An 18,984-nucleotide genomic window follows, 5' to 3' on the forward strand; every position below is an offset into this window, starting at 1 on the left:
ACTCCTCAAACGTTGCGCAGCAGCGACACATAGTGGCGGGTGACCGCTATCAGATCGTCGCCTTCCAGCGGAAATTCAATGCCGCGCGGTGCCGTGGCGGGCAGCTGTTGCAGCAGCGCACGCCACGCATCACCGGCCTCATCAAGCGCAATCGCCCGGTAGCTGTCATGGTGTGGGATCGCCGCTTTCACATGCACATAACTGACCTGCGACGCCAGCCGTTGCGCGGCCTGCATCGCATCTTCGCCGGTCCAGCACCAGTTGCCCATATCAAACGTCATGCCGATCGGCAGCGCCGCCGCGCGGACCGCCGCAAAAAACTGCTCGCTGGGATCGAGCCTGCCGTGCTCCGTCTGATCATTTTCCACCGTCAGCGGCAGCGGCTGGTCTGCCAGCAGCGAGTGCAGCGACGCCGGAATCGTACCGTTGAAAGGGCCCAGCGCCAGTTTCAGACGTTGTGCGTTTAACTGGCGTGCTTCTTCAAAGTAGTGAGTTATGCGCGGATTTACGTCACCGCCGTCACAAAACAGCGTATCCGGCACCGAATAACTGGCGTGCAGCTGATGCTGCGCCACTGCGGCGGCCAGCGCCGGCAGATCGGCCAGCGTGGCGTCATCGAACAGTTCACGACGGATTTCGACACCGTCAGCGCCTGCCTGCTGGATAATCGGCAGCAGTGCGGTCTGACCGCCGAGTGCGGCAATCTGCGGATGGCCGTAAGCGGCAGTCACCACGATAATGTCAGGCTTCATGTTGTGCTCCATCGGGGCTTTTAGCTTAAGTTCTGTAAAAACCCTAGATGGAACCGGTTCCAAAGCAAAGCAGCAAAGGATGAAATTATGATCGTGCTCACGAAGCGAGCACGCAGTTGACGCGTAAAAGTCTGAAAATCAGATTAGCGGAGCGGCTGGCTGGAACCGCGAACGATCAGTTCACCCGAGAAGACCTGCTCGCTGACCGGCAGATCGCTGCCTTCAATGCGGGCGATGACTCTTTCCAGCGCGCTGTAGCCAATCTGCCAGGTGGGCTGTTTCAGCGTGGTTATGCCGACGCCTGCCAGCGCGGCCCACTCCAGCTCGTCGAAGCCGAGCAGACCGATGTCGCGGCCCCAGTGCAGATTGATGCGCTGCAGCGATCGCGCAACCTGCAAAGTCAGCGCACCGTTCGCCACCATTACCGCGCTGCGTTTGCCCGCATGGCGCTGGTGAAAGTCACGCAGCGCCTGATCCAGCGCGGCAGGCTGATGCAGCGCCAGCTCGGCGTTTTCATGCTGCACCTGCGGATGGGTCGCCAGCACCTGGCGGAAAGCCTGCAAACGTTCACGACGCGTATTGACGCTGCCCAGCGGCTCGCTGAGAAACAGCAGCGCCTCGTAGCCGTTATCGACCAGATGGCGCGTTGCTGTCTCCGCCGCTTCGGCATTATTCAGGCCCACTACGTCGCAGGGAAAATCGGGGATTTTGCGGTCAATCAGCACCATCGGCAGCAGGGATTGTTGCAGATGACTCAGCACCTCTTCACGCATCCCCACCGCGTTAACCACAATGCCTTCCACCTGATAGCTACTCAGCAGCTGCAGATAGTGCTGTTCCAGGTCCACTTCATTGTTGGTGTTACACATCAGCAGGGTGAAACCCTGTTCGCGGCAGGCCGCTTCAATACCGCTCATCACATCGACCGAATAGGGATTGGTAATGTCGGCGATGATCAGCCCAATCAGTCGGGTACGGCCACGCTTCAGGCCGCGCGCCATCTGGCTTGGACGATAGCTGAGGTCAGCAATGGCCTGCTCAATCCGGGCTTTGAGATCGGCTGACAGCAGATGCAGCTCGCCATTCAGATAGCGTGAAACGCTGGTTTTTCCGGTTCGTGCCGCGTGAGCAACATCGCTGATGGTGGCGCGAGGCGGCCTGATTTTCATGAAATATCCTGCAAAAGTAGAAACCAGGCAGAGACTAGCACAGCAACGTCCAGTCGCAAAAAAGCACGCCCGCTAGGCTGGCAATTGCAGCCAGGGCTGCCACAGCATCTGTAATTGCGACGGCGGCGTGCCATCCAGCAGCTGTAATACCATCTCCGCCAGCTGCTCGCCCACCTGTTGCTGCGCCGCCTGCCGAATGGTGATCAGCGGGTAATCGAGAATCGCATCCTGCGGTAGCCCGTCCCAGCCAATCAGCATTATGGCATCGTCGCCCTCTGCCCGTCCGGCCTGCTGCAGTGCGACCACGGCACCTTCCGCCAGCGGGCCGCAATCGGTAATGATGGCGTCGGGCGGATTCTGCTGTGCCAGCCAGGCACGGGTCTGCTGGTAGCCGGCACGCCGCGTCGCGGGTACCGCAGCCTGCGCATAAGGCGCGGTGGTACCGAGCGCATCCAGATAGCCCTGACGACGATCGCGTACCCCGGTGCGGGTTTCATTGCTGCCGAGCCAGGCAATCTGCCCTTTTTCCTGTGACAGACAATAAGCAACTGCCAGTTGCGAACCGGCCGCATGGTCAACATCGAACCAGGCATAGTGTGGCGGCAGATCGCTGCGCCCCAGCGCCAGAAAGCGAAAGTCAGTCTGCAGCAGCGTGGAGAGCCGCCTGTCCTGCGGGGTGATATGGGTAACAACGATGGCATCCACGGCGCGACTGCGCAGCAGACGGGTCAGGAAGGGCTGGCTCTGCGGCTTATCCGCCAGCAGCAGCAGATCGATTTCATGATGGGCAAGGCGTTGATCCAGCGCCAGCAACATCTCACTGAAGTGACCGTCGCTCAGCGGCGATGTCCCGATGGGATAGAGCAAACCAACCGCATTGGCGCGGCCGGTTTTCAGACGACGGGCGGCCGCGTTAGCCCGGTAGCCACGACGTTGCGCCTCTTCTTCAATCCGTTTACGGGTCGCCTGCGCGACATCCTGATACCCATTGAGCGCGCGACTGACCGTGGTGACAGAAAGCCCTAATGCCGCAGCAATCGCTTTAAGTGACATAAGACACGACCCGCTGATCAATTTTTGATCAGACTACCATAAAGCCTGAAGTGGCTCTATGGATAGAAACCTTACTGGAACCTTTAACGTGCATCTTTACAGAAAAGGTCAGTCGTGTGAATGCGCCCCCGTTCGGGGGCGACAGCCATCAGCCGAGCGGGCTGAGGGTAATTTCTACACGACGGTTTTGCGCTTTTCCGGCCTCGGTACTGTTGCTGGCGACCGGATTATCAGGGCCTGCGCCCTGAGTACGCAGACGATTGCTGGCAACACCCTGGACGATCAGGGCGCTGGCGACGCTCTCGGCACGCTGCTGTGACAGACGCATATTCAGGGCGCGCGTTCCGGTGCTGTCGGTATAACCCACCACGTTTACCGCGGTTTTCGGATACTCTTTCAGTACCATTGAAACGCCGGTCAGGGTATTCGCGCCCGCCGGTTTCAGGTTGCTGCTGTTGGAGTCAAACGTCACGTTGTTCGGCATATTAAGAACGATGTTATCGCCTTCACGGGTCACGCTGACGCCAGTACCGCGCATCTTGTCGCGCAGCTTCGCTTCCTGCACGTCCATGTAATAGCCGACACCGCCACCCAGTGCTGCGCCGCCTGCGGCACCAATCAGCGCACCTTTGCCGCGATCTTTCTTCGAGGAGGAGAGTACGCCAACGCCAGCACCCACTAAGGCACCCAGACCGGCGCCCACGCCTGACTTACCCGCCTGCGATTCGCCGGTGTAAGGGTTGGTGGTACAGCCGGACAGGGCCAGGCTTCCGCTTAATAACAAGGTGACCGCGATTAATTTCTTCTGCATTTTTGTTCCCTTACGTTCGACACACAGGGGAAAAGCTCTCCCCATAATCGGCACGATTATGCCGCGTAACCGTCAGGAAAGGATAAGGGAAAGTCTTAAATTGCCCGCCGCGGCGCTTAAAGATTGTCAGGATGGCAAAAACAATCGGTCTGGTGATCGTTTATCAGCCCGCACGCCTGCATAAAGGAATAACAAATTGTCGGGCCGATGAATTTAAAACCACGCAGTTTAAGCGCCTTAGAGAGCGCAATGGCGTGCGCTGAGGTGGTGGGCGCCAGTTTGTAGTCAGGATAATGGTGGACAATTTGCGCGTTATCGACAAATTGCCAGACGAAGCGGGCAAAATCCTCGCCTTTCGCTTCCATCGCCAGAAAAGCCCGGGCGTTGGCGATAATGGCGGCAATTTTGCCGGGATGACGAATAATACCGCTGTTCTGCAGCAGCGCCGCAACGTCCTGCTCGTCCATTAACGCGATCGCCTGCGGGTCAAAATGGTGAAACGCCGCACGGTAATTCTGCCGCTTTTTTAATACCGTGATCCAGGATAACCCCGCCTGCTGCCCTTCAAGGCAGAGCATCTCAAACAGCGCGCGCTTGTCGGTTTGCGCCACGCCCCATTCGGTATCGTGGTAGGTCAGATAGAGGGGATCCTGGGTTACCCAGCCGCATCGTTGCATTTTCGGATTCCTTATCGCAGAAAAATTTTATCGGGCCGCTTGATCTTAGAAACAATCGGTTAATAGTTAAACAACTGACAACAATATGATGATCGGTACTCTCACGACGAGTAAACAGGCTCACAAACCGGTGGTTAATCCAGACGCCCGGGAATAACTTCAGCCTCCGACTGGAGAGGGTATGGTGCAGAAAAGTGGGTGGAGAGGCCAGCGCTATCGGATACGCGCCTGGTGTGGTGCAGGACTTTTATTTTTGACGCAACCGACCTTTGCCTGGGGCGGCGACTTTGCTGCGCCCGCAATAACCGTAGCTCAACCCGATTACGACACTATTCTGGCAGAGAAAATCTCCCGCACGTCGCTCGACTTCAGCGATGAGAATCGCGCCCTGTTCGAGGCCGCGCTCAATTCACCGGCCAGCCTGCCGGTAGAACTGCACAGTGAAACCGGCACCGTTGGCAGTACGCCGCTGGGAAAACGCTATCGGGCCGGAGTGGAACTGCCGGTCGGCGAATCCCTTACCACCGGTCCGGTGGCGCAATATGCGGTCGATCCGCAGCAGATGGGCTGTCTGCAATGCGACTACAGCGATCAGCAGAGCCGTGAGCAGGTTGCCAGCGTCGGCTGGCGTGTCGATCTGCAGCAGGGATGGATTACGCCGTGGGCTCAGCTCAGCTACAGCCGTCCCCTGAACGAGTCGTCACAAAACGATCGGCGTGAGACGGCAATCGGTCCCCATCAGGAGAGCGGAATTGATCTGAGCGTGGGGGCACAGCTGCCGCTCAACCGTAATCTGGCCGCTTTCGCCTCGTTTTCACAAAACAGCGCGCTGAATAGTGATGAGCCGTTGCTGTATAGCCTCGGCCTCAGCGCCAGCTTCTAGGCGGGGCATAAAAAGAGAAAGGACGTCAGTCGTTTAAAATATAATGAGTCCGCTAATCATTATACTGGTAACACTATGCGCAACGATTTGACAATTATTGGCCGTGAAATCACGGTCTTCGTACTGGCAGCACTCTTTCTCGCCCTGATGATTTTGCCCATCTATATCGATGTGGCCTGGATGAACGATGCGCTGCACGAAACCTCTTTTACTGAAACCACCCAGGAAATTATGCTGGCGGTGATTGCCGCCCTGTTCTTTATCACTGCCCATCGCCGTCCGGCACAGCGCGGCGCGCTGACCTTAGTGGCGGGCTTCTACAGCTGTATGCTGATCCGCGAACTCGACTTTGTGTTTGATGCTATCCAGCACGGCAGCTGGATCTGGTTCGCGCTGGCGGTGACGGCCGGTTGTCTGGCCGTCGCGCTGCGGACGCCGAAAAAAACCCTGCACGCGCTGGCCAGGCTGCTGCAACACCGCAGCTGGCCGGTGATGGCCTCCGGCTTTCTGGTGGTGCTGGTCTTCTCCCGCCTGTTTGGCATTCATGCGCTGTGGCAGCATCTGATGCTGGGGGATTACAACCGCGTGGTGAAAAACATGGCGGAAGAGGGTACCGAGCTGCTGGGTTACGGCCTCTGCTGGCTGGCATCAGTACGTTATTTATGGCAAACGCGCCCGGCGGCTGTCACCGTCAGTGCGACCCAGCCCGCCGCTGCCCGTCATACCTCTTCTCCGGTAACCTCTTACTGATAATGCTCGCGCTTTTTGAGCGATCCGCACCATTAAAAAAGGTACAATAAACACTTCTGCGTCGGCGGCTGTGCCCCGGCGCAAGGTGTTTGTTAACCTCAGGTCTTTTCATGTCAGTCAAAATCTTAACTTCAACGCTCATTGGCCTGGATGCCTTCCGCCAGGACCCGCTGACTGCACTGCAGCAGGCGGAGAACGGTACGCTGGCGGTGTTAGAGGATTACGCGCCGGTGATGTACGCCATCACCCCGACGCGCCTGGCACAGCTGCTGGCGCTGGAAGCCGCTGCCCGACAGCCGAATGATGTGGCGCTGGATGACAGCCTGTATGACGATGCGCCTGCGGCCATCTCTGCGCCGGTCGGTAAGTTCGCCATGTATGCTGGCTGGCAGCCCGACGCCGACTTTACCCGCCAGGCCGCCATCTGGGGCGTGGCGCTGAGCGAACCGGTAACCGCCACCGAGCTGGCGGCCTTTGTCGCCTACTGGCAGGCAGAAGGCCGGTTGTTTCACCATGTGCAGTGGCAACAAAAACTGGCGCGCAGCATTCAGATGAACCGCGCCGCCAACGGCGGGCAACCGAAGCGTGATATCACGCAGTTGCCTGACCCTGACCGTACCATTCCCGATGGTTTCCGAGGTGAGTGATGAAAACGCCGAACGATCTCTTTAGCCGTCTGAAAAGAATGATGCCTGCCGGCACCCGACCGAAATTTGCTAATGGCGAAGAGCTGCTGGCGTGGAATCAGGAACAGGGCCGCCTGCGCTCTGAAGCGATTGTGCGTGAAAACCGCGCCATGAAAATGCAGCGCATTATGGGCCGCTCCGGCATCCGTGAACTGCATATGAACTGCTCGTTTGATAACTACCGGGTGGAAAATGAGGGCCAGCGCAAAGCGCTGGATCTGGCGCGGCAGTATGCCGCCGAATTTGATGGCAGCATCGCCAGCTTTGTTTTTTCAGGCCGTCCCGGTACCGGCAAAAACCATCTGGCGGCGGCGATTGGTAACGATCTGATCCTGCGCGGTAAGAGCGTGCTGATCGTCACGGTCGCCGATCTGATGTCGAGCATGAAAGGCACCTTCAGCGGCAGCAGCGGCATTACCGAAGAGCGTCTGATTCAGGACCTCAGCAGCGTTGATCTGCTGGTAATTGATGAGATTGGCATGCAGAGCGAATCCCGCTACGAGAAAGTCATCATCAATCAGATTGTGGATCGCCGATCCTCCTCCAAGCGTCCGACCGGCATGCTTTCTAACCTCGACCATGCCGGTATGAACGCGCTGCTCGGTGAGCGGGTGATGGACCGGATGCGGCTGGGTAACAGTCTCTGGGTGCGCTTCGACTGGGAAAGTTATCGCAGTCGGGTACGCGGCGACGAATATTAATTCCCTACCCGTCCCGCCGGGCTGTCCACACGGCTGAGCCGCGTCTCCGCACTCAGCCGGCGTAACGCCGCCGGACCGATTTATCATCAGTCGCCCTGCTGTTGACCTGCCTGCGCCGCGTTGCGCGCCAGGCGGCAAACCGGGTGGAGTCCGCCATGAACCTGCTTGATTACGCTGTAATTGCGCTCTACGCGCTGATGATTGTGCTGATCACGCTGTGGGCGATGCGCAGAGTCGGCAATACCCGTGACTTCTTTACCGCCGGTGGCCGCATGCCCTGGTGGCTCTCTGGCATTTCCCACCATATGTCTGGCTACAGCGCCGCCGTCTTTGTGGCTTATGGCGCGGTGGCGTACAACATGGGCATTACCATCTGGTTCTGGTGGGCGCTGCCGATCTCGCTGGCGGTGTTGATCGGTTCTTCGCTGTTTGCCCCGCGCTGGGCCCGGCTGCGGGGTTATATGCAGATTGAATCTCCCACCGAGTATCTGCTGACCCGCTATAACCTGCCGACCCAGATGGTGCTGGCCTGCAGCGGCGTGCTGTTAAAAACGGTGGATGTCGGGGCGAAATGGGCCGCCATTGCGGTGATTATCAACGTCTTTACCGGCCTTGAACTGCCGGCTGGCATTGCCATTGCCGGCGGGCTGAGTCTGTTTTACAGCATCATCGGCGGCCTGTGGGCCGATGCCTGCAACGATTTTGGTCAGTTTCTGGTGCAGTTTGTCGCCGCGCTGGTGATGCTGGTGGCGGTTGGGCTGCAGCTCGGCGGCGCTGGCGCACTGTTGACGATCTGGGATCGGCTGCCGGCCAGCCATCTGCAAATCGTGCAGGGCCCTTACACCACCGGCTTTATCTTCTCCTGGCTGCTGATCCACACCCTGAGTTACAACGGCGGCACCTGGAATCTGGCGCAGCGGTTTATCGCCGCACCGGACGGACGCGAAGCGCGCAAGGCGGCGCTGCTGTCGGCGGCGCTCTATCTGATCTGGCCACTGATCCTGTTCTGGCCGATGTGGGCCGCACCGCTGCTGTTTCCCGACCTGGCCGACCCGTCGCGTGCCTGGTCGATGATGGCGATGCAGTTACTGCCCAACGGTCTGATCGGACTGATGCTGGTGGCGATGTTTACCCATACGCTTTCCATGACCTCTTCTGACGCTAACGCCATTACGGCGGTAGTCACCCGCGATATTCTGCCTGCCGTCTGGCCGCGTGCTTTCCCGCGCGGCCAGAGTTCACTGCGGGTGGCGCGCTGCATTACCTTCCTGTTTATTATCACTACGCTGCTGATCGCCCTGAATGCCAGCCGGTTCGGCGGCGTACTGTCGCTGCTGATTATCTGGTTTGGCGGGCTGGTCGGCCCGATTTCAATTCCGATGCTGCTGGGCCTGCTGCCCGCTTTCCGTCGCTCTGGCAGCACCGCGGCGCTGGTCAGCTGGGCGACAGGCGTTGGCACCTTCTTCTGCGTACGCTTTGTAATCGACGACGCCAGTCTGGCGACCCAGGTAGCGGCGCCGGTGTTTTCCTCGTTGCTGTTGTTTACCCTGATGGGCTGGCTGCGTCGCTCGCCGGTCAGCCCGCAGGTTGATGCGCTACTGGAGGCGCTTAATCAGGATCGCCCCCTGCCGGCTGCCGCCCAGGAGCAACAGAAAATCCTGCGTTAAGCCTTTCTCGCCCGGCCAGCCAGCGGGATCTCACCTCGTTGTGTGAAACAGCGCGCAAAAGTGTGGGATGACGAACCGGCACAGGCTGATACACTGAATTATTCCTCCTCTGTTGGGTGAATCCGCCATGAAAGCAAACGGCAAAGGTCCCGCCTTACTGCGACTTAATAACCAGAAACGGGTGATGACCCAGTTGCGGAGACTGCGCGTCACTTCGCGCCAGGATCTGGCCCAGGCCTTATCGCTCAGCAAAAATACGGTCTCACTGATCATTGATGATTTGCTGGAGCAGGAGCTGATCGAAGAGCTGGGGCCGGTCAGCGTGGCTGCGGCCGGACGGCCCAAAATTGAAATTAGCCTGCGGCCAGAGAAGCTGAAAAGCGCAGGCGTGATGGTGGAACGCAATGTGATCCACTGGCGGGTCTGTGACTACTTTTCCCAGGTGCTGGCGGAACAGACGCTGCGTACCGATACCGAAAACCCGACCCGTCTGCTGGCCGAACTGGCGATGCTGTGCCGGGAACTGGCCGAAGGCTATCCCGATTTACTGGGTATCGGCCTGGGTTTTCCCGGCATTGTCGATCCCCGGCGCGGCTGGATGCATCTCTCTTCGCACCTCAACTGGCAGGATGTGGATCTGCTGACTGCGCTGCGTAAGCACGTCCGGTTACCGATCCGTATCATGAATAATGTGAAAGCGGCGGCACTGCTGGCGGTGCAGCAACGAGGTCTGTCAGTCGAGAGCGGTCATTTTTATCTGCGTATCTCTGAGGGGATTGGCGGGGCACTGGTGCAGCACGGCGAAGTCTTTACCGGACACAGCTGGACCGCCGGTGAAGCGGGCCATCTGACGGTGCAGCCTGATGGCCCGCGCTGTAGCTGCGGCCGCCGCGGCTGCCTTGAGGCGTTGATCAGCCAGCCGGCAGTAAAACAGCAGCTGGCGCAGCGCCAGCCTGGCCTGAGCTGGCAGAACCGCGACAGTGCGCCGCGGATAGTGGATGAGGTGATGGCGCAGGCGGGCAGCTATCTGGGCCTGGCGCTCAGCCAGATTATGCTGCTGCTCAATCCGGCGACCATCATGATTGATTGTCCGTGGAATGCCAGCCCGGCCTTTTGCAAGGCGGTACGCGATAACACCCAGGCCAGCGCCCTGGCCTTTACCGCCGCGCACACCCAGCTGCTGTTTCTTGATAACCGCATCGATCCGGCCAACGGGCTGGCGCTGGCGGTGATTGAGCAGACCGAGCAGCGGGTCGGTTAAGCCGGATGATCAGGCAGCGTGAGCTGCCTTTTTTTATGATCGGACGTCACTAACCGGCACGCTGATCGCCTTATCCGCTTCGCGCGGGTCGATATTAAACTTCTCCAGTACGCGCGCATGGATTTTCTCCAGCGGGAGTCCGGCCGTTTCTGGCAGATAGCGAAAAGTGAAGAAGTACATACCCAGTGAAAACAGCGCAAACAGCAACAGAGGGAAACCGCCGTGGAACATTTCGAGCAGGAAAGCGTTGCTGTTGAGGATTGGGAACGTGGTACTGATAACAAAGTTTGCCATCGACATGGCGCAGATGGAGATGCCGACGCAGATTGATCGAATTTCGGTGGGAAACAGCTCGCCAAGTACGGTCCAGACGATCTGTCCCCAGGTCATGCCAAAGAACACCATGTAGGCAAACAAGCCCACTACCGCCAGCAGCCCCGGCAGTCGGTAATAGAACGCGATAAAGGTATAGGCGAGGAAAATGGCGGAGGTAATTGCACCCAGCAGCAACAGCTTACGCCGCCCGACCTTATCGATCAGCGCCATCCCCATCAGCACGCCGACAAACTGGCAGACCGACAGCCAGAACGTCTGCAGCAGCGCCGAATCAGTGCTGCCAGAGACATTTTTCAGCAGCGTCGGGCCGAAATACTGAATCACATTGATGCCGCTGATCTGGTTGCCCACCGCCAGACCAATACCGATGATCAACAACGGCAGCGTGGTTTTATTCAGACGGAAGCGGGATTGATGACGGCTGGCGGCTTCATCAGAAAACGACTGTTTAATCTCATCGAATACGCTCGCTGCGTGTGCCGGGTTAGAAATTTTACTCAGGGTATCCAGCGCCTCTTTGTCTTTGCCTTTCAGTACGTTCCAGCGTGGCGACTCCGGGATAAAGGCAATGAAAAAGATGAACAGCGCGCACGGCACCAGCGCGGTAGCCAGAATGTAACGCCAGCCGATATCAACCATCGCCTCGGGCAGCATCGATTTATTGATGAAATAGTTAGTCAGCAGCACCACCGATTGTCCACCGACGCAGCAGACGGCGTAGAGCGCGCTGGTGCGACCGCGAAACTTCGACGGAGACAGTTCTGCCAGATAGATTGGCGAGATCACCGAGGCCAGGCCAATCGCTAATCCGCCAAGGATACGGAACGCGACAAAGGTGAAAAAGTTGTGGGCGATAGCGGTGCCGACCACCGAGGCGGTGAACAGCAACGCGGTAATGGCGAGTGATTTTTTGCGGCCAAATTTATCACTGAGCTTCGGGGCAATAAAACAGCCCACCAGGCTGCCCAGCAGGATGTTTGACACGGCCCAGCCGGTTTCAGCCGGGGTGAGTTGAAAATAGTCACTGAGCGGTTCGATGGCACCAGAGATAATCGATGAGTCGTAGCCCATCAGCAGACCGCCAAAGGCGGCGACGGTGCAACAGAGCATGACATATTTCATGTTGTAGCGTTTTTGCCGGGTTTCCATTTTTCAGGCTCCTGTTCTCTACTGCCTGAACCGGATCGGTTCAGAAAGAGGAGGTATGATTGTCCGTGGTTTAAGTGTTTCAGCGCTTGGGTACTGGTGAAATATATTTTCTAAATAAGAGAATTTGGATTAATTCTTTCGGAAGTGTGAGCCGCGTTGGAATTTTTTTGCGCGCGATGAGGAAAAACCATCATTAAATCTATTAATAATCAATGTCATAAAACATAACTGCGCTATTCACCTCACTATACGCATGATTGCAGCGGCGACGGTGGGTGCCGATAAGAAAGTGAAAAAGAGCAAGTCTGGTGAAAAAGCGCGCGAAATGAGACCGGAGAAGGCTGTTGCCATCCGGCTGATTTTTAAGGGTATGCGGGTCGGTGCAGAGAGCGGTTTGCGGCCGCCGGGCGGGCGGCGTCTCAGAATCAATGTCCCTGCCCGGCTGATGAAATATAATTTTCAGTCATGATACTTTCAGAACGAAAAACCGTTCTGGCTATTGGCGGTCTGTTTAAAAAAAGAGCTGCTCCTACAAAAATGTCCTAAAGCCTTACCGCGCTCAGAAAGGTGAGGATGAGAGGTAAACCGGAACGGAATAGATTGCTCCGCCTGCCCGATAATCCGCAGGACTATGAAATGCATAAACGGTTCCTTTCACCGCCAAAAAGACCGCGTTATTGCTGATCTTCTTCAGGGCCTCTTTATCCGTGGTGATGATGAAAGGTGCATTATCATCATCGTTCAGACTTGCCATAAACGCGTTGTCATCTTTGGAGGCATCATACAAATAGAAGCGATACGAGAAGCCGGTAGTGGCACCGGCACTGGCTTGTGTGATGTAAAGATTCGCCAGATTGTTTACCTTCTCTTTCCTGACCAACTCTTGCTTAAGCGGTGAGAAGTGCCACATCCGGTAAGCGCCGAAAACGGCCGCGACCAGCAGCATCAGGAGAAGGTATCGCTTCTTAAAAGCCCGCACGTTTTGCATAATCAATGCCCGCCCTAATCCAATACTGATCATCAGGATCATCACCGTAAGGCGCTGAGCCTGGCCAGTTCCCCCAGGCTGGGTCAGCTGTTCCTGCCCTGCTTTGTGCCCATCCTGCGCCTCTGAGTAACACCTCATCGGTAATCCCGGCAGCATGACCAACAGCACCGTAATGAAAGTTACCGAAGTTTTCGAATTGCGGGCCGCGCTGTTTGTAATCCCATGGGCCATGTCCTCTCACCTGCTGATAAAACCATACATAGGTCAGCGCTGAGGGTCCGCGATGAAATCGCGCCATCATCATGTTATTGACAATGCTGACTCCAGAAGGTGTAAAAGAGGCGACATCATAGGGAGGATGAGGTGATGCAGCTAAAGTTGGGTATCTCACGCCTGCACTCTCTCGTTCCAGCTATCAGTAAACATGATGTTGCCGTCGCAGTGCTTCCAGGTGATTTTTTCGTAGCGAAGTTCTACACACTCAAGGTGGTTATGTTTTTCTTTGGTCGGATCTTTCGTGTCATGCATCACAGGAGAGATGCCGACAATCCTCACACCTTCAAGCAGCATGTTGAAGTATTCCCTTTCCTGTCCAGCGTCATCAATGCGATACCATTTAAACTCTGCTGACCTGAGGGTTTGTCCCGTGGCAACGGCTTTATAGAGCCAGGGGCTGGACCTATCAAACTCTTTTTGAATAATCACAGCGGAATGCCTGCGAGTCCCGGTAATCTTTCCGGTCATTCCATCTGTCGGGATGCTCAGGTTATGGGAAAAACCGTTGATCTCAATGCTGCCATCGCGGTCCTGAACATCCACCGATCCTTGAATGTGAGTGCCGCCGTCGTCTTTGAGCCATAAGTAGGCAGGAATAGCCATGTTCCTTCATCCTTGTGTTGTGATTAAATCCCTACAAAAAGTGTATGTAATTGCCATTGCTGAGTAAATAACCAAATTGAACGGCACGCTATTATGAAATAAGGTTGCCCGGGAGGGCGACGGGGCAGGTAAACCCCCATTGAGCCGGTTCATAAAACACGCTTTTCCAGGGCTATCTCCTGATTCCCAGCCTCTTCCTATCGATTACCCTGATCAGGCCTGCCGCGCTGTTACAACACATTTTCACCATAAAGCTGGCGATATTCTTTCGGCGTAGTGTCATAGCCTTTCCTGAATACCGAATAGAAATACTGCAGCGACGGATAGCCGCACATCTGTGAGATTTCGTTGATATTGAGTGACGACGACGCCAGCAGTTCACGGGCTTTTTCCAGCTTCTCGCGGTGGATCATCGCATGGATAGTGTCGCCGGTTTCATCGCGAAAGCGTTTTTCCAGATTGGATCGGGACATACCGATAGCATCCAGCACCTGCTCGACTTTGATGCCCTTGCAGGCGTTAAAGCGAATGTAATGCATCGCCTGGATAACCGCGGGATCGCGCAGTGAGCGGAAGTCAGTAGAGCGGCGGGCAATGACTTTCACCGGTGGCACCAGGATGCGCTGAAGCGGCAGTGACTGCTTATCCAGCAGGCGATGCAGCAGTTTGGCGGCCTGATAGCCCATCTGCCGCGATCCCTGCGCCACCGATGAGAGCGCAACGCGCGACAGATAGCGCGTCAGCTCTTCGTTATCAATACCGATCACCGCCAGCTTTTCCGGCACCGGAATTTTCAGATGCTCACAGGCCTGCAGCAGATGGCGCGCCCGTGAATCGGTGACGGCGATAATGCCGGTTTGCGGTGGCAGCGTCTGCAGCCAGTCGGCGAGCCGGTTCTGGGCGTGTTGCCAGTTTTCCGGTGCGGTCTCCATGCCCTGATAGACCACGCCCTGATAGCGCTCACGCATCACCAGCTGACGAAACGCCTGTTCCCGCTCCTGCGCCCAGCGCTTACCGCCTGAGGCGGGCAATCCGTAGAAAGCAAAGCGGTTGATGCCTTTCTCTTTGAGATGCATAAAGGCCCGCTCCACCAGCGCCGCATTATCCGTGGCGATGTAATGCACCGGCGGATAATCCTCCTGGCGGTGATAAGAGCCACCGACGCCAACGATCGGCACCGGCACATTCGACAACAGGGTTTCAATGGAGCGATCGTCATAATCGGCGATCACGCCGTCACCCAGCCACTCGCGAATGTTGTCGATACGGCAGCGAAAATCTTCCTCGATGAAAATGTCCCAGTCGGTTTGCGACGCCTGTAGATATTCCCCGACGCCTTCGACAACCTGGCGGTCATAGACCTTGTTGGCGTTGAACAGCAAGGTAATGCGGTAACGTTTATCATGCATAGTGGCGCGTTCCCTTAGATTCTCAGCGCATTGCATAGCACGGCTGACAGCGGGCATAAAAAGGGTTTGCGCCACAATGTGATCGTCCGCGCGATTACACCCGACGCCGCGTGGCGGTATCCATCCACACCGCCAGCAGCAGAATGGCGCCCTTGACGATGTACTGCCAGAAGGTCGGCACATCCATCATACTCATGCCGTTATCCAGCGAGGCCATGATAAAGGCGCCCATCACCGCGCCCGCCACTGAGCCAACGCCGCCAGCCAGGCTGGTGCCGCCAATCACACAGGCGGCGATGGCGTCGAGCTCGGCAATGTTGCCCGCCGAAGGCGAACCGGCACCCAGTCGCGAACTAAGGATCAGCCCGGCAATCGCCACCATCACGCCGTTAATCGCAAACACCGCCAGTTTGGTGCGCGCCACGTTAATCCCTGACAGCCGCGCCGCATCAATATTGCCGCCAATAGCATAAATGCGACGGCCAAACGCGGTACGCGTCGCCATAAACATCCCGGCCAGCAGCAGCAAAGCAAGCAGTAACACCGGAGTCGGTACGCCGCGATAATCGTTCAGCAGCCAGATCGCGCCCAGCACCAGAATGGCGGTGATCGCCTGACGCGCGACGGTGCCGCTGGCGGCGCTCTGTGTCAGCCCGAGTTGCTGACGGCGCAGACGCAAACGCCATTGCCACAGCATAAACAGCGCCAGTCCGGCAAAACCAAACCCAAACCCGACGCCGCCCGGCAGATAACTCTGCCCAATCTGCGACATGCCCGGCGTGATGGGCGCTACCGTGGTGCCGTCGGTAATGCCGACCAGGATGCCGCGAAAAGCCAGCATGCCGGCCAGCGTGACGATAAATGACGGCACTTTGCGGTAGGCGACCCACCAGCCGTTCCAGGTGCCGAGCAACAGCCCCATGACCAGCGTCACCACAATGGTCAGCGGCAGCGGCCAGCCCAGCCAGACGTCAAAAATTGCCGCAGCACCGCCCAGCAGCCCCATCATAGAGCCGACCGACAGATCGATCTCCGCTGAGATAATCACAAATACCATTCCCACCGCCAGGATGCCGGTAATGGCGGTCTGGCGCAGCAGGTTAGAAACGTTACGCGGGCTGAGCCAGGCACCGTCGGTAGTCCAGGTGAAGAACAGCGCCAGCAGCACAATCGCCCCCAGCATCACCAGCACCTGTAGGTTGGGCAGGGAGAATTTGCCGGGCGACGGCTTACCCGGCGTGCCGGACAGGCTGCTTTGGGTACTTTCACTTTTAAGCATAATGTTCACTCCGCAGGGCGGCTTCCATCACCTGCTCCTGAGTCAGGTTATCGTTGATCAAATCAGCTTTGATTTGTCCTTCATGCATCACCAGCACCCGATCGCTCAGGCCCAGCACTTCAGGCAGCTCGGACGAAATCACAATCACCGCAATGCCCTGCTGCACCAGCGCATTAATCAGCAGGTAGATCTCCTGACGCGCGCCCACATCAATGCCGCGCGTCGGTTCATCCAGAATCAGGATTTGCGGATTCAGCAGCAGGCATTTCGCCAGAATCGCCTTCTGCTGATTACCGCCACTGAGCCGGCCAATCGGCAATTCGGATGAGGAGGTCTTCACCCGTAAGCGGGTGATCGCCGCGTTGATCGCCTGCTGCTCCTGCGCTTCATCCAGCGTGGAGAGCCGATGGCTGAACTGGTCCAGCGCCGCGAGGGTAATATTTTTCCCCACCGCCATCAGCGGCACGATGCCATCCTTTTTACGATCTTCGGGCACCATGGCGATGCCGTGCGCGATGGCGGCACGGCAATCGGTGATGTTGACCTGTTTGCCATTAATCCAGATATCGCCCTGCCAGCGTCCCGGCCAGACGCCAAACAGACACTGCACGGTTTCGGTCCGGCCCGCACCGACCAGCCCGGCGATACCGAGAATTTCGCCGCGCTTCAGGCTGAACGAGACGTTGCTGACGCGGCGGATATGGCGGTTAACCGGATGCCAGGCCGTCAGGTTCTCCACCTTCAATACCGTGTCGCCAATCTGATGCGGCGCATGAGGATAGAGCGCGGTCAGTTCACGTCCCACCATCATGGTGATGATGTCATCTTCGCTCAGGCCCGCCGCCGGACGGGTAGCGATATGCTGGCCGTCACGAATCACGCAGATGGTGTCGGAGATCGCTTTGACTTCGTTCAGCTTGTGGGAGATGTAGATGCAGGCGATGCCGTGTTCACGCAGGTTACGGATGATGCCGAGCAGCACCTCCGTTTCCTGTTCGGTCAGTGAAGAGGTCGGTTCATCCAGAATCAGTAACCGCACCTGTTTGTTCAGCGCACGGGCGATCTCCACCAGCTGCTGCTGCCCCAGGCCCAAATCCCCTACCCGAGCGGCGGGCGAGACGTTCAGCCCGACCCGCGCCAGCAGCTGCTGGCAGCGTAGCGTCATGGTTTCATCGTCCACCAGGCCGAAGCGGCCCAGCTCGGCACCGAGGAAAATGTTCTCCATCACCGTCAGCTGCCGCACCAGCGCCAGCTCCTGATGAATGATCACAATGCCTTTGCGTTCGGTATCCCGAATGGTCTGCGCCTGAATTTCGTCACCGGAGAAGTGAATCTGGCCGCCAAAATCGCCGTGCGGGTAGAGTCCGCACAGGATTTTCATCAGGGTCGATTTACCCGAGCCATTTTCGCCACACAGTGACATCACTTCACCCGCATCCAGCCGCAGGCTGACATCGTTCAGCGCTTTCACCGCGCCGAAGCGCTTAGTGATGTTGTTCATTTCCAGCAGCATCGACTGTTCTCCCTCACGCCAGGCGCGGTCAGAGTTCGCTCTGTTTGTGGAAACCGTCTTTCACCACGGTGCTTTCGATATTGTCTTTGTTGACCTGAATTGGCGTCAGCAGCCGCGACGGCACCTCTTTAAGTCCGTTGTTCAGCTTGCTGTTGCTGGCCGGCGTTTTGCCATTGCCCAGTTCGACCGCAATTTTTGCCGCCTCGGTGGCGAGTTCAGTGATCGGCTTATAGACCGTCATGGTTTGGGTACCGGCTTTAATCCGTTTGATGGCGGCCAGATCGGCATCCTGACCGGAAATGGCGACTTTGCCCGCCAGCCCCTGCGCGCTCAGCGCCTGAATCGCACCGCCTGCTGTGGCATCATTCGAAGCCACCACCGCATCGATATGGTTACCGTTGGCGGTCAACGCATTTTCCATAATTTTCAGTGCGTTTTCCGGCAGCCAGGCATCGACCCACTGATCGCCGACAACTTTAATGCTGCCGTCATCAATAAAAGGTTTTAAAACTTTCATCTGGCCGGCGCGGAACAGGCGGGCGTTATTATCGACCGGTGAACCGCCCATTAAAAAGTAGTTACCCTTAGGCACCTGTTTCACAATGCTTTCGGCCTGCATTTCACCCACTTTTTCATTATCAAAAGAGAGATAAAAATCGATGTCGGCGTTATTTATCATGCGGTCGTAAGCCAGAACTTTAATCCCTTCCCGTTTGGCTTCTGCCACGACATTACTCAGTACCTGGCCGTTGTAGGGAATAATCACCAGCACATCGACGCCGCGGTTAATCATATTTTCAATCTGCGACATCTGCGTCTCTTCATTGCCGTTTGCCGACTGAACGAACACCTGCGCGCCCAGCGATTCCGCCTGTTTGACGAAAATATCGCGGTCTTTTTGCCAGCGTTCCAGACGTAAATCATCAATTGCCATGCCGATCTTCACTTCTTTGGCCACGCTGGTCTGGCTAAACAGAGCCAGCGCAGCGCAGGCAGCTAACAGCGCATGTTTTATCTTCAT

Annotated in this window: 19 protein-coding genes; 6 read left to right on the forward strand and 13 right to left on the reverse strand. The window is 57.2% G+C overall.

Features of this window, described 5'->3' with window-relative positions; all coding sequences use genetic code 11:
* Nucleotides 1-5: 5 nt before the first annotated feature.
* The 5 genes from WFK59_RS20135 to WFK59_RS20155 all read right to left on the reverse strand — a co-directional run bounded on the left by WFK59_RS20135 (nucleotide 6) and on the right by WFK59_RS20155 (nucleotide 4,462).
* Nucleotides 6-752 carry a sugar phosphate isomerase/epimerase family protein gene (locus tag WFK59_RS20135; RefSeq protein WP_336757025.1) on the reverse strand — a complete coding sequence of 249 codons (747 nt, stop codon included), beginning with the start codon at nucleotides 750-752 and terminating at the stop codon, nucleotides 6-8.
* A gap of 143 nt (nucleotides 753-895) precedes the next feature.
* The gene (locus WFK59_RS20140; protein ID WP_233985761.1) at nucleotides 896-1,921 is read right to left on the reverse strand and encodes a LacI family DNA-binding transcriptional regulator; all 1,026 of its coding nucleotides are present in this window, start codon (nucleotides 1,919-1,921) and stop codon (nucleotides 896-898) included.
* A 72-nt stretch (nucleotides 1,922-1,993) separates the two neighbouring features.
* A complete protein-coding gene (locus tag WFK59_RS20145) occupies nucleotides 1,994-2,974 on the reverse strand; it encodes a LacI family DNA-binding transcriptional regulator (protein WP_233985762.1) in 981 nt (326 codons plus the stop codon).
* Nucleotides 2,975-3,122: 148 nt separating this feature from the next.
* Nucleotides 3,123-3,785: an OmpA family lipoprotein gene (locus tag WFK59_RS20150; protein ID WP_233985763.1), complete on the reverse strand. Its 663-nt coding sequence runs from the start codon at nucleotides 3,783-3,785 to the stop codon at nucleotides 3,123-3,125.
* A gap of 116 nt (nucleotides 3,786-3,901) precedes the next feature.
* Nucleotides 3,902-4,462, reverse strand: coding sequence for a DNA-3-methyladenine glycosylase I (locus tag WFK59_RS20155; protein WP_233985764.1), 561 nt, complete (start codon nucleotides 4,460-4,462; stop codon nucleotides 3,902-3,904).
* Between the two features lie 253 nt (nucleotides 4,463-4,715).
* Here WFK59_RS20155 and WFK59_RS20160 point away from each other — a divergent pair, with 253 nt between their 5' ends.
* From WFK59_RS20160 to WFK59_RS20185, 6 genes are all read left to right on the forward strand, one after another.
* Nucleotides 4,716-5,345, forward strand: a complete 630-nt coding sequence (locus WFK59_RS20160) for an autotransporter (RefSeq protein ID WP_336757026.1) — start codon at nucleotides 4,716-4,718, stop codon at nucleotides 5,343-5,345.
* A gap of 75 nt (nucleotides 5,346-5,420) precedes the next feature.
* A complete protein-coding gene (locus WFK59_RS20165) occupies nucleotides 5,421-6,095 on the forward strand; it encodes a hypothetical protein (protein ID WP_336757028.1) in 675 nt (224 codons plus the stop codon).
* Between the two features lie 110 nt (nucleotides 6,096-6,205).
* Nucleotides 6,206-6,742, forward strand: a complete 537-nt coding sequence (gene dnaT / locus WFK59_RS20170) for a primosomal protein DnaT (RefSeq protein WP_233985767.1) — start codon at nucleotides 6,206-6,208, stop codon at nucleotides 6,740-6,742.
* Nucleotides 6,742-7,482 (forward strand): DNA replication protein DnaC, encoded by a 741-nt coding sequence (gene dnaC / locus WFK59_RS20175; protein WP_233985768.1) that lies wholly within the window; start codon nucleotides 6,742-6,744, stop codon nucleotides 7,480-7,482. The genes dnaT and dnaC overlap by 1 nt, the downstream gene beginning before the upstream one ends.
* Before the next feature lie 155 nt (nucleotides 7,483-7,637).
* Nucleotides 7,638-9,149, forward strand: coding sequence for a sodium:solute symporter family protein (locus WFK59_RS20180; RefSeq protein ID WP_233985769.1), 1,512 nt, complete (start codon nucleotides 7,638-7,640; stop codon nucleotides 9,147-9,149).
* Nucleotides 9,150-9,276: 127 nt separating this feature from the next.
* A complete protein-coding gene (locus WFK59_RS20185; RefSeq protein WP_336757029.1) occupies nucleotides 9,277-10,410 on the forward strand; it encodes an ROK family protein in 1,134 nt (377 codons plus the stop codon).
* Between the two features lie 33 nt (nucleotides 10,411-10,443).
* Here the strand turns inward: WFK59_RS20185 and WFK59_RS20190 are convergent, their stop codons facing one another.
* From WFK59_RS20190 to xylF, 8 genes are all read right to left on the reverse strand, one after another.
* The gene (locus WFK59_RS20190; protein WP_336757031.1) at nucleotides 10,444-11,895 is read right to left on the reverse strand and encodes a sugar porter family MFS transporter; all 1,452 of its coding nucleotides are present in this window, start codon (nucleotides 11,893-11,895) and stop codon (nucleotides 10,444-10,446) included.
* A gap of 559 nt (nucleotides 11,896-12,454) precedes the next feature.
* A complete protein-coding gene (locus WFK59_RS20195) occupies nucleotides 12,455-12,916 on the reverse strand; it encodes a hypothetical protein (protein WP_233985773.1) in 462 nt (153 codons plus the stop codon).
* Entirely contained in the window at nucleotides 12,861-13,187 is a 327-nt protein-coding gene (locus tag WFK59_RS20200; RefSeq protein WP_336757063.1) for a polymorphic toxin type 44 domain-containing protein, read from the reverse strand. Before WFK59_RS20200 ends, WFK59_RS20195 begins: the two co-directional genes overlap by 56 nt.
* Before the next feature lie 83 nt (nucleotides 13,188-13,270).
* Nucleotides 13,271-13,762: an Hcp family type VI secretion system effector gene (locus tag WFK59_RS20205; RefSeq protein WP_336757032.1), complete on the reverse strand. Its 492-nt coding sequence runs from the start codon at nucleotides 13,760-13,762 to the stop codon at nucleotides 13,271-13,273.
* A 230-nt stretch (nucleotides 13,763-13,992) separates the two neighbouring features.
* The gene (gene xylR / locus WFK59_RS20210; RefSeq protein ID WP_233985775.1) at nucleotides 13,993-15,171 is read right to left on the reverse strand and encodes a D-xylose utilization transcriptional activator XylR; all 1,179 of its coding nucleotides are present in this window, start codon (nucleotides 15,169-15,171) and stop codon (nucleotides 13,993-13,995) included.
* Nucleotides 15,172-15,265: 94 nt separating this feature from the next.
* A complete protein-coding gene (gene xylH / locus WFK59_RS20215) occupies nucleotides 15,266-16,450 on the reverse strand; it encodes a xylose ABC transporter permease XylH (RefSeq protein WP_233985776.1) in 1,185 nt (394 codons plus the stop codon).
* Nucleotides 16,443-17,963 carry a xylose ABC transporter ATP-binding protein gene (locus WFK59_RS20220; RefSeq protein WP_336757034.1) on the reverse strand — a complete coding sequence of 507 codons (1,521 nt, stop codon included), beginning with the start codon at nucleotides 17,961-17,963 and terminating at the stop codon, nucleotides 16,443-16,445. Before WFK59_RS20220 ends, xylH begins: the two co-directional genes overlap by 8 nt.
* A gap of 28 nt (nucleotides 17,964-17,991) precedes the next feature.
* The gene (xylF, locus tag WFK59_RS20225) at nucleotides 17,992-18,984 is read right to left on the reverse strand and encodes a D-xylose ABC transporter substrate-binding protein (RefSeq protein ID WP_336757035.1); all 993 of its coding nucleotides are present in this window, start codon (nucleotides 18,982-18,984) and stop codon (nucleotides 17,992-17,994) included.

Origin of the sequence: Pantoea sp. USHLN298 (assembly GCF_037149395.1) — a bacterium.
Classification (GTDB): domain Bacteria; phylum Pseudomonadota; class Gammaproteobacteria; order Enterobacterales; family Enterobacteriaceae; genus Pantoea; species Pantoea astica.